The sequence below is a fragment of the Aquirhabdus sp. genome (assembly GCF_046462495.1).
Taxonomy (GTDB): domain Bacteria; phylum Pseudomonadota; class Gammaproteobacteria; order Pseudomonadales; family Moraxellaceae; genus Aquirhabdus.
Genome location: NZ_JBKGVE010000004.1, coordinates 516,882 through 530,266, shown reverse-complemented (window position 1 = coordinate 530,266; position 13,385 = coordinate 516,882). Strand labels below are relative to the sequence as shown.

Annotated in this window: 7 protein-coding genes; 4 read left to right on the top strand and 3 right to left on the bottom strand. The window is 44.9% G+C overall.

What is annotated here, in order from left to right:
- Positions 1–48 precede the first annotated feature (48 nt).
- From ACLHG7_RS05875 to ACLHG7_RS05860, 4 genes are all read left to right on the top strand, one after another.
- Positions 49–1,965: a M66 family metalloprotease gene (locus ACLHG7_RS05875; protein WP_410210102.1), complete on the top strand. Its 1,917-nt coding sequence runs from the start codon at positions 49–51 to the stop codon at positions 1,963–1,965.
- 578 nt (positions 1,966–2,543) lie between these two features.
- The gene (locus ACLHG7_RS05870; protein WP_410210101.1) at positions 2,544–5,417 is read left to right on the top strand and encodes a ribonucleoside-diphosphate reductase subunit alpha; all 2,874 of its coding nucleotides are present in this window, start codon (positions 2,544–2,546) and stop codon (positions 5,415–5,417) included.
- A gap of 211 nt (positions 5,418–5,628) precedes the next feature.
- A complete protein-coding gene (locus tag ACLHG7_RS05865) occupies positions 5,629–5,988 on the top strand; it encodes a hypothetical protein (RefSeq protein WP_410210100.1) in 360 nt (119 codons plus the stop codon).
- A 565-nt stretch (positions 5,989–6,553) separates the two neighbouring features.
- Positions 6,554–7,834 carry a ribonucleotide-diphosphate reductase subunit beta gene (locus tag ACLHG7_RS05860; RefSeq protein ID WP_410210099.1) on the top strand — a complete coding sequence of 427 codons (1,281 nt, stop codon included), beginning with the start codon at positions 6,554–6,556 and terminating at the stop codon, positions 7,832–7,834.
- A gap of 67 nt (positions 7,835–7,901) precedes the next feature.
- Here ACLHG7_RS05860 and ACLHG7_RS05855 read toward each other — a convergent pair whose 3' ends face one another.
- The 3 genes from ACLHG7_RS05855 to ACLHG7_RS05845 all read right to left on the bottom strand — a co-directional run bounded on the left by ACLHG7_RS05855 (position 7,902) and on the right by ACLHG7_RS05845 (position 13,264).
- Positions 7,902–8,468 (bottom strand): HEPN domain-containing protein, encoded by a 567-nt coding sequence (locus ACLHG7_RS05855; RefSeq protein ID WP_410210098.1) that lies wholly within the window; start codon positions 8,466–8,468, stop codon positions 7,902–7,904.
- A 3-nt stretch (positions 8,469–8,471) separates the two neighbouring features.
- On the bottom strand, positions 8,472–9,626 hold the full coding sequence (locus tag ACLHG7_RS05850; RefSeq protein WP_410210097.1) for a DUF262 domain-containing protein: 1,155 nt from the start codon (positions 9,624–9,626) through the stop codon (positions 8,472–8,474).
- A 458-nt stretch (positions 9,627–10,084) separates the two neighbouring features.
- Complete coding sequence (locus tag ACLHG7_RS05845) at positions 10,085–13,264, bottom strand: Eco57I restriction-modification methylase domain-containing protein (protein ID WP_410210096.1); 3,180 nt, start codon at positions 13,262–13,264, stop codon at positions 10,085–10,087.
- Positions 13,265–13,385: the final 121 nt, after the last annotated feature.

The window sequence follows — 13,385 nt, the reverse complement described above, 5'->3', positions numbered from 1 at the left end:
CCATTTGGTCTAATATCAAGTCTCCACTCACTCTTAAAGGATTATCACGTGAAGACGAATGGACTCTCTAAACTCGCCCTCAGTGCAGCCATCAGCAGCATCCTACTCACTGGATGTGGTTCAAATGATTCAAGTTCCCCTGTCAGCTCTTCCGCGTCAGCCACAGGACTAAAGTCAGCAACCACTGCACTCGACACGACCAGCGCCCCAACAGGAAAAATCGAATACGCTCAAACCCATGTGGTGCAGCAAACCGGTGGAACATTATTAGCCCCTGTCCCGACCATCGGACGTCAAACCCTGATTCTCTTTACACCCGACTATCCCCTCACCTCTGGTGAATCCTTCAACCTGATCGTCCAAGATGCAGAGGGCAAAGTACTGGGCACTGAACCCCTCGAAGTTCCCGCGAATCTGCCTTCCATACTTGAAAGCGGTTTAACGACCAAGCCTCTTGCACCGTACAGCACACAAGCGTGGAGTATCGCGATCCCGGGAGAACTGGTCAGACCGCCTCTTAAATTCCTGATCGAGTCGACAGCCCGTAGTGGTATCACCTTAGATGCCACGCCAAAAAGCTGGTCACGCCCTGCAGACTTTGATATTGGTCGCACTGCGTATTTACTCTGGGGTGCACAGATCCCCAGCAACTATGTCGGTGCAGATGTGGGTGAGATGACGCAAGACTTTTTTGCCTCCGTACCGCTCTCTCACCTCAATTATTTTGATTACCCAACTGTGAGTCTTGATTACGCCATTACCAAGATTGGAAGTCTGCCTCCCAAGAAATACACGGGCAGTGCTGCCGTCTATACGGATGGTGGTGATGCTGGCACGATCTATGGCTTTATTAAGCGTCTTGCTGGACGTGCCAGTATGGCGAATACGGGTCGCGGCTTGATTCTGAATACTGCGGAGGATACCTCTCCTTATAGCATCGGCACATGGATGAGTCGCGGCTGGTTTCCAGACAGCAAGAGTGGTCAAACCAAGGACATCACGAGTAACTTTGGCATGGCAGGCGGTCGATTTGGCTGGTCAACCACATGGTCCGGCAAAGACTCTGAATGTGGTAATGAATACATCCATGAACTAGGACATTCGTTCTCACTGGATCACTTTGATACCGGTGCATCCACAAGATGGAAAATCAGCAGCGAATACCCCTATGATGGTGTAAACGGCCCGCAAAATCCGTGGGGCTATGACTCCACGCGTAACCTGTTCCGCACATGGTATCGCGTCGATAGCACAGGCCCGGTGACCAGCTTAAGCTCACCTTATCCGGGGCAATTGGTCGGTAAACGCGACCCCATGAACGGTGGAGAAGCAGGCAACATCATCACCTGCTACCCGCAATTCACCGCCTATCAGGCACAGAAAATGCAAAACTGGCTAGACAGCACCCCGACACTGATCACTCAAGCGGGCAAACCGATCTTCGCCAAGTGGAATAAAGCCAACGCAAGCTACACGCCAACTACGCCTGCGGCAGGTGGACTCAACCCAACAGCGCTTGGCGTACCGGTGGTCACCATCATCGGCTCGCTGACCAGTGACACCAGCAATGGCACCACCCAAATCTACCCCGCCAACGCCGCCAACTACGGCAACTTGTTCGACCTGCCGGACCCGACCAATCCGAATCTGGCGAGCGTCTATAGCGGTGCGGTGTACTATGCCAAAGTCACCTTTGCCAACGGTACGACTAAATTGGTGCTGATCCCATCAGCTGCCATCACCAACAGCGCAACGCTGAATTACTTCTCGTTTAACGTCGATGCCAAACTCAGCCCGACCAAAGTTGAGCTATATAAGTCAGCGGCAGGCTATCCACAAGTCTCCACCATCAACAGCACCTTGCTCTACAGTCGCGACATCCCTGCATTCAATCTGGATGCGCTCCCGACGGTCCATCAACAGGGAGTTGACCCCAGCTTTGACTTGAGTCAATTGGGTCTTTAATCAAATAAACCTCAGGGCATCCATGGATGCCCTGTTCATCCCATGATCAAACGAATGTCCTCCGATGGCAAACGCCCGACCAAAACCGCTAAAATCCCCCACATCCCGTTCACAATCTGTGAAACATTTTGTCAAAAATATTTCATATTTGAAAAATAAAATAATCCACAGGAAGAACCCGCGGCAAAGCCAATAGTTAAGGGATTTTGCACAGGGTTATCCACAGAAATACCCCCACAAATCCCCTCAAATTTATCTGACGAATACACTTGCAGTCAGACAAAAAAAACCGTATCTTGTGCCTAGGCTACAAGGCACACACTATAAGTTGTGTTTTGCACAATATTTAAACCATTGCGCGACAATGGTGATCACAGCGCGGTGCATGCCCCATAAAGTGGCGAATTGATGGGCGCACTTCCGCACATAAACAGTGCGAAAGTTCATGCAAAGGTCCGTACAAAACCCGCTGTGACGGGCTCTTAGCGACCACCGAAGTGATCGCGTACAGAGCACTTAATAAAAGTTATTGAACACTATTTTTATTCATCCATTTTGAGATCCCGCAAGGAGCAAACATGAACATTGCCACCAACACCGCACTAGACAAGACCAGTGTCGCGGCTGCACCCGGACAACTGCGCGTGATCAAGCGCGGCGGCACTGTCGCTCCGTTTGACGCCGAAAAGATCAGCGTTGCGATCACCAAAGCATTCCTCGCGGTTGAAGGCAAAGAAGCCTCTGGCTCAAGCCGTGTATTTGAACGCGTCCAGCACCTGACCGACATGGTCATGGGCACCTTTAAACGCCGCATGCCTTCCGGCGGTACGGTCCACATCGAAGAGATCCAAGACCAAGTCGAACTGGCTTTGATGCGTACTGGCGAACACAAAGTCGCGCGTGACTACGTGATCTACCGCGAACAACGCGCCAAAGTCCGTGACTCTTTAAAAGTTAAACCACACCCTACATTGAATGTCATCGATGCTGATGGCGTCCGCAAGCCCCTCGACCTCGCCAAACTTGAGCGCACCATGCAGTTCGCTGCACAAGGTCTGGAAGGCATCGACGTACAAGACGTGATTGATGAAACCATCAAGAACCTCTACGACGGCGTGCGTGAAGATGATGTCGCGACCACCATGATTCTCGCGACGCGTACCCGCATCGAATCCGAGCCAAACTACACCTACGTTACAGCCCGTTTGCTGCGTGAAGACCTGTTGAAAGAAGGTTTAGGTTTCTTGGGTCTGCCACTGGATACCCCAGAAGGCGAAGCGCTGGAAACTTACCTGAAACGTGCGGTTGAATTAGAACTGGTTTCTCCAGAACTGTTGAAGTTTAACCTCGACGTATTGAAAGCAGCGATCAAACCAGAGCGCGGGGCTCAGTTCACCTACCTCGGCCTGCAAACCCTATACGACCGTTACTTCCTGCACAGCAACGACGTGCGCTTTGAATTGCCACAATTGTTCTTCATGCGCGTCTCTATGGGTCTGGCGATCCAGGAAGAGAACCGCGAAGAACGTGCGATTGAGTTCTACAACCTGTTGTCCAGCTTTGACTACATGGCGTCCACACCGACCCTGTTCAACGCAGGAACCTTACGTCCACAGCTGTCTTCATGCTACCTGACCACCGTACCGGATGACCTGCATGGCATCTATGGCGCGATTCAGGACAACGCGATGCTGTCCAAATGGGCAGGCGGTTTGGGTAACGACTGGACGCCAGTACGTTCATTGAATGCCTACATCAAAGGCACCAACGGTAAATCACAAGGTGTTGTACCCTTCCTGAAAGTGGCCAACGATACCGCTGTTGCCGTCAACCAAGGTGGTAAACGTAAAGGTGCCGTGTGTGCATACCTTGAGACCTGGCACTTGGACATCGAAGAGTTTTTAGATCTGCGTAAAAACACCGGTGATGACCGTCGCCGTACCCCAGACATGAACACCGCGAACTGGGTACCAGACCTTTTCATGCAACGCGTGATCGAAGATGGTGACTGGACCCTGTTCTCCCCATCTAACGTACCTGATCTGCATGACCTGACTGGCGTAGCGTTTGCGAAGCGTTATAGCGAATACGAGCAATTGACACAGGAAGGCGCGATCAAGCCCTTCAAGAAAGTCAAAGCCCAAGACCTGTGGCGCAAAATGCTGTCGATGCTGTTTGAAACCGGCCATCCTTGGATCACTTTCAAAGACGTGTGTAACCTGCGTTCACCGCAGCAGCACGTTGGCGTGGTGCACTCTTCGAACCTGTGTACCGAGATCACCCTCAACACCAGCGCTGATGAAATCGCGGTGTGTAACTTGGGCTCAATCAACTTGGTTCAGCACATCACCAATGGCAAGCTCGACCACGACAAACTGGCACAAACCGTAAAAACGGCAATCCGTATGCTGGACAATGTCATCGACATTAACTACTACGCCGTGCCACAAGCCAAGAACTCGAACTTGAAGCATCGTCCAATCGGTATGGGCATCATGGGCTTCCAAGACGCACTGTACGAATTGGGTCTGGCTTACGGTTCAGACGCAGCAGTTCAGTTCGCCGATACCTCGATGGAAGTAATCAGCTACTACGCGATCAGCACCTCCAGTGACTTGGCTGTAGAACGCGGCGCATACAGCAGCTTTAAAGGCTCACTGTGGGATCAAGGCATTCTGCCAATCGACTCGCTTGAGATCGTGGCAAAATCACGTCCAGACCGTATGTTTGAAGTCGACCGTAGTCAAACCCTTGACTGGGCTACCCTACGTAGCAAAGTGCAAAAGAACGGTATGCGCAACAGTAACGTGATGGCGATTGCACCAACCGCAACCATCTCCAACATTTGCGGCGTGGCACAGTCGATCGAACCAACTTATCAAAACCTGTATGTGAAGTCGAACTTGTCTGGCGAATTCACCGTGATCAACCCCTATCTCGTCCGCGCCTTGAAAGCACGTGGCCTGTGGGATGTGGTCATGGTCAATGATCTGAAACACTACGAGGGTTCTGTCCAACAAATCGGCCGTGTACCGGATGACTTGAAAGCCCTGTTTGCGACCGCGTTTGAAGTTGAACCACGCTGGATGGTCGATGCAGCAAGCCGTCGTCAAAAGTGGATTGACCAAGCGCAATCGCTGAACTTGTACATCGCAGGTGCTAACGGTAAGAAACTGGATACCACTTACAAAATGGCATGGTTACGCGGCCTGAAAACCACGTATTACCTCCGTGCCTTGAGTGCGACCTCAGCCGAGAAATCAACGATCAGCACCAGTACGCTGAACGCGGTTAGCTCGAAAACACCGACGTTGGTGGCTCCTGTTGCAGCGCCTGTGGCGGCTCCAACTGCACCAGTATCGGGCGTTTCTGCTGATGATGCATTCTCTCAAGCAGCCCCAGTGCCACTGGCCTGCTCGATTGATAACCCAGATTGTGAAGCGTGCCAATAGGTTAACAATTTAGTTCGTTTTTACACTTCACTAGTTGCCGAATCTCTGCTATTTATAGTAGAGGTTCGTATAGAAAATTGATCAGCGATTGTCCGACAATCGCAATCAACACGCTGTATGAAAAGCCCGATGTATGATGTAACCAGTAGGACTGTACAGGCATGGAGCCTGCACAAGATAACCTGATACGACAACAAATGAGGTGGCTGCTATGAACACTAAAACCGCAAAAAAAGAGTTTGTTGATGCAATCCGTGAGAAAAAACGCGTCAAAGTGATTTTTTACTCACAAGAGCAAAAACGCTTCCTCGTCAAAGTTTGCGCGCCTATCGACTACGGTATGAGTGCAGGTTTAGATGAAGGCTCAAATGCGGCTAGTGCGACTGAGAGCGGTGCTGAGCGCCTACACTTCTGGGACTTTGAAGGTCAACCAGAAGGTCAACATGCCGGAGAGCACAAACTAAGCCTCCGCGCTGACCAAGTACGCGGCATCAACGTACTCGATGAATTCTTTGATCCCAGCGAATTGGTTGCTGATGGTCAAAGCTCAACTGGACGCAGCTACTCTTAATTGAGCGGCGCAGCATCTCTTCCGCAATCGGCGGGAGAGCATGAAGTATTTTTCTAAAAGTACCAAAAAGTTTTAAAAGAAAGACCGGAAAACGTAGCAGGATATTTCCCGATGAGAGGGGAATATCAGGATAGAAGCCTTGGGATTGAACCTTGAGCCTCATCCTTGGAATAGTTTGGAAATGGAATGAAAAACTATCCCTGCTACGCCATCCACACCAAGTAATTAAGCAGCAATATAAGCAACACCGCAATCGTTTAAGTAGCAACAATCTAATACGCGACACGCAACAACAAGCGAAGCTTTAGATCTGCCCCATTACCGATATTGCACGTTTATTGAACACTTTCGTTCTATAGACGCTCGATTTTTGTTGCTAAAATATGGGTTATTCACAAGTTTCAAGATGATGCAAAACCAGATGTACCACGCCAATAATGTATAATAGTGGCTTGAATAACAACTAGATTTTCCGCTTGATTCAAGCGTTAAGCCGCGAGACCAACTGCCTCGCACCCCAAGATTATGTACACGCAATATTTGAATGCACAATGAGGAATACAACATGTCAATTTTAAGCTGGGATGACTTCAATGATGATGAAGAAGAGAATGGCGGCACGGCAACTGCGACTCTACCGCAACCAGCAAATCCGCCGCAACCTGAGAGCCAACCTGCGCCGTCATCACCAGAGCCAAAGTCGGTTGTGGCTAGTACTCCATCCCATCCAGCCCCAGCTCTCGCTGCTGACGCCAGTGCCGCTGAGCGCGCTCAACATGCTGTAGAGCACCTCGACGTTGCAGCCGGACTTGAAGACCTGGAAATGGGCGCACAGCGCATCCAAGTCGACGACAAACGCATGATCAACTGTCGCGCTGACTTAAACCAGCTCGTACCGTTTAAATACGAGTGGGCATGGCAGAAGTATCTGGATGGCTGTGCCAACCACTGGATGCCGCAAGAAGTGAACATGACCGCCGATATCGCGCTGTGGAAGTCTGAAAACGGACTGACCCCCGATGAACGTACCATCGTCATGCGCTCGCTTGGTTTCTTCTCGACTGCTGACTCACTCGTTGCCAACAACCTCGTGCTGGCACTGTATCGCCACATCACCAACCCAGAGTGCCGCCAGTACCTACTACGCCAAGCCTTTGAAGAAGCGATCCACACTCACGCCTACCAGTACTGTATCCAGTCTTTAGGCATGGATGAAGGCGAAGTATTCAACATGTACCGCGAAGTGCCAAGTGTTGCGAAGAAAGCCACTTGGGCGCTCAAATACACCCAAAGCCTTTCTGACCCAACCTTCCACACCGGTACCCCAGAAAACGACCAACGCTTGCTGCGCAACCTGATCGCGTTCTACTGCGTGCTCGAAGGTATCTTCTTCTATTGCGGCTTTACTCAGATTCTATCGATGGGTCGTCGCAACAAGATGGGCGGTGTGGCTGAACAGTTCCAGTACATCCTGCGTGATGAATCGATGCACCTGAACTTCGGGATCGACGTGATCAACCAGATCAAAAACGAAAATCCACATCTGTGGACACCTGAGTTCCAGCAAGAAATCATCCAGATGATTCTGGAAGGCGCGACCATCGAGATCGAATACGCGCGTGACACCATGCCACGCGGTGTACTCGGCATGAATGCCGCGATGATGGAAGAGTACCTGAAGTTCATCGCTAACCGTCGTCTGAACCAGTTGGGCTTACCAGAGCAATACGCTGGAGTCACCAACCCATTCGGCTGGATGTCTGAAATGATGGATCTGCGTAAAGAGAAGAATTTCTTTGAAACGCGTGTGACTGAGTATCAGACTGGCGGGGCGTTGAGCTGGTAAGCAACTAGTCCAAACAATATGCAGTATAAGTACCTCTGGCTATCAGAGGTACTTAACAAAAAAAACATTAAGTTTTTAATGAACCTTCGGACACGAATTCCACCAAATATTGCATAGCAAAAATAGGTAACTGCTGAACAAATAAATTCGCATCATTAAACTTTATAAATATTTCACTAGCAGTTGCCTGAAGAGCAAATGTAGCAAAATTATTATGCACCAACTGGTTCCTAAGACTTCCGATCTCAAGAAAACTATTAATTGATTCTTTCAAATTAGCATCGTTTCTAATTTTAGCTTTCATAAAATCTTTAAAGCCAACTCCAAATAAAGAGAAGAAACCACTTGCGCTTGGTGTAGCCCAATCAAACAAAGTATGGTATTGCCTTTTCAAGGCCTTATTATCAATAAAGTCAGTGGTAAGCACGCATTTACTTGGATTCACCATCCCATGAATTGCTCTCAAAAGAGAGCCTTCAAAGTAACTTGCTGCAGCAAGAAGGAAAATTTTTGAAAATTGAGACAAATAATCATTAGCAAAACTAATCTGACCATTCTCCATCAAAAACTTATAATAATCTTGGTGATCGATGTATAGCTTCTGTACCGCTTCAAGCTCATTATGCTGAACCATATGTTATCCCTCATATAGCTCTTTAGCTCGTCTTAACCGTCCTAGAACATTCGATCTTGATGTGGTTTTATCCGTACTAAATGCAATAAATGCTGAGTCAGCCTTAAGAGAGGCTATAAATTCTGATCTAATTTTCTTAATATCAACAACCCCAGATGACAGAGACTCTTCGCAGGCTGCATAAAAAACCGACTCAAATAAAGTTATACTTAATCTACTAGCTCCTGTCCTGAAATGAGTTTCGTCCAGATCAACTGTGGCATCCATAAAAGATTTCCAAATCAACTCAAAAAATTCTACTTTTTCTTCCGTAAAGCTTCGAGAATAATTACAAAATTTATTTAAAAAGCCCGTAATGCTATTTGAATAATGTTCAGAATAGGAAGACATCGCAATTGCCCTAAGAACAGCTTCAACATCATTTAGCCTTAGATCAATTTCTTTCTTTCCTAGGATACGCCTCCATTGGGAATTATTATTTAACTCCCTTAAACTAAGTAGAAAATCAGAATGATAAAGGCTCATTCTAATCTCTTGAGCACCCAAATTCATTCCACCGCTATTTAATCTATTAAATATCTCAAACATTGCGCCATTTTCTTCATCCTTCACAACGGGCTTTATAATCATATTTCTGATTGTCGCCAAATTCAGTGTGGTTTGACCATCACCGAGAGTTTCATAATTCTTACCATGGAATGCATTTGGAAGACCTTCTGTTGAATCCTCCAAACTCAAGTTGAACTTCTGAAAGAACTTATCATCTTCCATAATAAGATCTGGAATACTTCCATGTTTATCAAAAATATCTCTTAATTCCGCACGTTTATCTTTCCTTGGAAATCTGCCACTAAAAAAATAATATATAGTCATAAGACGTTGCTGCCCATCAATGACTAAAAACTCATTCTTACCACTTTCATATAAAAATATTTGAGGTATAGGAAGCCCAATAAGTAATGACTCAATCAGCCTAGATGCTCTTTTTAAATCCCAAACATAGTGCCTTTGAAATAAGGGAATTTTAAAAACTTTGGATTTTATAAACGAAATAATAGTCAGTGTATTAAAATCATTTGGTGTTGTGGTCAACTGGAATTGATGCAATGGAAAATTTTCTTCGACACCGTCTATTACTGACACTTCTTCATCGTTCATTGTTATATCCTTTTAGACATTAAACTTTAAGTTGATATGAGTTTCTTAAGTTTGGCATAACACTACTTCTAATTCTAGCTCTACAATCTTAGCTTTAAGCTCTACTACACTGGAGTTTCCCCCAGATCAACCATTTCGTCCTCCACGAAACTCTGAACCATACCTCATCAAGTGCTAAAGCAACTTGCCAACACTTTAAAAGTCCTCCCCACAGAACTTACAGACCTGTCCGCACTCAGCAAGCGCAGGATGGGGAGGCTACCCCAGCTACTAAATCAAACTCTTACTAATACTGAAATAAAACCTCCAACCTACACTACACCTGCGTAAAGAGAAGAATTTCTTTGAAGCGCGTGTGCCTAAATATCAGACTAGTGGGGCATTGGGATGGTAAGGCTGCAATTTTATTTGTAGCCTTTCTAGTTCATAACCTATGTTATTTAATCGCTATTGCTCTATTAAAGCGTTTCACTCCAGCCCAGCATTATATTTTCAGCTAGTTCTTCAATTTTCCGAATAATTAACTTTCTAGCGTCCTTATCATGAGTATGATGGGCACTTTCAACCAAATTCGCTAATTCTATATGTTTAGCAGAGCTTTTACTAAACTCTGGAATAGAAAGATGTTTAAAGACATCAGCCACTTGAATAGATACATTATGACTATTAATCCATTCTTTAACGACTGGAGAGTTTAATAGGCCGCATACAAAGTATGCTGTTTGTTTATCATCAAATGAAGCAAAGTACACTTTATGATCTGGAATATAGATTCGATTACCTACAAGGGGAACATCAGAAGACCCTGCTACGGCAGCATAGAAAGATGATGACATTTCAGGCCAAATTACTTTCCATGGTTTAAATGTGTAATCCCCTATATTATATATAGCAAAGAAAGGCGCTCCTTTCATTTGTAATTTATAAGTTGATCTAGTCTCTAGCAAACTCTGAAAGCCATGAAACCAAGTAGCTGTTAAATTTAGATTTGGAGTACTTAATTTATCTTGAGCTGTTTGGTATGCCTCTTTAGAGATTCCTACGTTAGGAATAAAAGTGTATAGCCTAGTTTCCTTATAATCTGGATTATCTAGTTTAAGATAATAGGGTTCAAAGTCCCCGGCCCCTTTGATCAAAGGATACAATAAATCAGGTTCTACCCATGTCTTTTTGGCAGCCCCAATATTTCTTTTCCCAGCCTCTGGCCTACTAATAATTTGAACCTTATCAGAAGACTGATTTAATATCGGGACAAAATATACTCCATTTAAATCAGTCGTGATTCCTTTTCTGCCCTGTGTCCATGTACATTGATTGGAAAGATATTTTATTATCGAAAATCTACCAATATCTAGAACAGCTAAAGGGGATCCAATTTCACCTACGGGAAATGCTTCTTTAATTGCAATATTGATATTATGCAATATCTGTTGAAATTGGATATCTGCAGGAATAGTTTTTTTTGCTCCTTTTTTTGCTTCCCAAACATTGTAAGTAATTGGGTAATTAGGCTTACTTTCAGACTTCCTAAAGACGGCAATACATGTATGGTTAGCGGCATCAGGAAATGGTTTTAAAGCTTTTAAGTCATCGATGCTAATCGGTTGTAGGTATAAAGATTCTACATTATTGCCCTCGATCTGGAATGTTCTAAAGCCAGCAGAAGATGGGTTCTTAAATAAAGTGCCAGTAATTACAAAAGCCATCATTGCATCTAGCTTTAGCCATTTATCCGCCACGGTGTAAGTAATCATGGCAGAAATATCTAGCTCGTTTCCTCCATGCCTCTTAGTTTTTGAAAAAATACCATAATGCTCACATGTAGGTTTCACCCGTTCTCGATATAGATCAGGTAATTTGGACCAACGAACCCAAGGCGGATTACCTATAACCAAATCAAATTGTCCAGCGGTTGCAGACCAAAAGAAGTTGCGGACGATCTTAAACCAAATTCCATTCCAGTTTTTCTTATGGAGCTCTAATACCTGATCATATGTATGCTTCAAGGGACTAGACCATGATTCGATTTCATCATTATGAATCAAACCATAACTTACTAACTGAGCCTGTACCAAGTCAAAAGGCTTATCGGCTTCAACTCCTATCTCCATATATTTAAAGATATTATCTAGTTTCACTCGATCTAAAGCTAAATTTCTTGGTAATAAAATATTCAAGTTTGCGATTTGACTACCGACATTATATTCAACAATATCTTTATCCTTGTCTGGCAACGCTGCTGGCGAATAAATAGCATCGGCCAACAAAATAGGAACCTCGAAACTATACCCTGGGTTATCTTTTAGCAGGTCAGCTATTTCTATTAGAAAATTTACTCGTGCCGTTTGAACAGCCAAAGGGTTCAGATCAAAGCCCCACACTGTTGAGCAGATATTATCTAATATCTCCTTAGAACCCCAACCCAACTCAGCAGCTAATTCACGTTTCCGTCTTATAACCGCTAATAAAAATGCGCCTGAGCCACATGTAGGGTCTAATACTCTTTGCTTTAATAATGCCGGGCTTTGAACTTTATCTAAAGTAATATCTACAAGCCAATCTGGTGTATAGAACTCTCCCAAACTCTGTCTAAGTTTTCCTGGAACCAAGCCTTGATAAAGATCCCTTAGGATATCTCTAGTTTTCTCTAAATGGTCCAGCCTATATAAAGATACCTTTGAAAGCAGGTCCCTTACACTTCGATGCACATTAGGAGCTGCATTCGAGTGTCTTAAATCTAAGTACCAACTAAATATTACTTCCTCAACAAAACCAGAAATTTGAGCACTTTCAAATAACCCTGAGTGTTCTATTTCTGCGTCTAATTTATCAAATAACTGGTTATCTGAATCCACTGTTGCGAGAGCTTGGGCTGGATACTCAAAAGAAGTAAGATTATGTGCAGCCACAATATCAGCTGCTAATATTTTAATCAGAAATGAGTTATATGTATGGATTACAAATAATTTTGCAGGAATTTCCTTAAGAGCACCTCCGCTCCAAGTAAAAGCGACTTCCTTATTAATTGCATCAACTTGTGATACTGACATATTCGCGACTTGTCCATAAAGAGTCCGCCACTCTTCAAACAGCATTGAGACTTTATTATTTGATTGAGATAGAAACTCATTCAAACCATCTGCCATAGCTTGCATCAAGTTCAATGCTGTACTTGAGCCATGCCCAAAATCCTTTAACAAATTTTCAATAGTAAAAGCCTTACGCGTATCTGCTTTAAAAGCTTCTACGACTAAGTTAAACGACGTTTCAGAAAAAGGTAATAAGTGCTGAGATCGAATACTCCCATCAATAACTTGTGCAAAAGCTATATGCTCCCCATCAATAGCTATCCCAATAAAATCTGACTCGGGAATCTTAGCGTGTGCCGCCTCTCTTTGAATATATGGTAGTAATCTTTGCTCTGTCGCATTGATGAACGCTGGGCTAGTCTTCTTACCGTTAAATGCGCCCGGAGATTTAAACTCTATTATTAGATGATTATAACTAGCATCTTTTCTCTTTCTTTCTGCATCAAGAGAGAGGCCTGACACATCTTCTATCGCCTTTATCCATGCATATCTAACCTCTTCCTCACCTTCCCAAGGCTTTCTTCGCTTACTTTGAAGTTGCTTAAACACATCTCTGGTCATAGTTTAGGGCTAAGGTTTAAAAAAGTAGGTTGTATAGTACTGTTCATAAGTATCAATAGCTAATGGCGTTTACTCATTTGGTAATAAATTATCAACTCAACAAAACTAC

What these genes read in the sequence shown, in the direction of transcription:
- ACLHG7_RS05855 (WP_410210098.1), bottom strand. Translation starts at nt 8,468, where the DNA reads ATGGTTCAGCATAATGAGCTTGAAGCGGTACAGAAGCTATACATCGAT.
- ACLHG7_RS05850 (WP_410210097.1), bottom strand. Translation starts at nt 9,626, where the DNA reads ATGAACGATGAAGAAGTGTCAGTAATAGACGGTGTCGAAGAAAATTTT.
- ACLHG7_RS05865 (WP_410210100.1), top strand. Translation starts at nt 5,629, where the DNA reads ATGAACACTAAAACCGCAAAAAAAGAGTTTGTTGATGCAATCCGTGAG.
- ACLHG7_RS05860 (WP_410210099.1), top strand. Translation starts at nt 6,554, where the DNA reads ATGTCAATTTTAAGCTGGGATGACTTCAATGATGATGAAGAAGAGAAT.
- ACLHG7_RS05870 (WP_410210101.1), top strand. Translation starts at nt 2,544, where the DNA reads ATGAACATTGCCACCAACACCGCACTAGACAAGACCAGTGTCGCGGCT.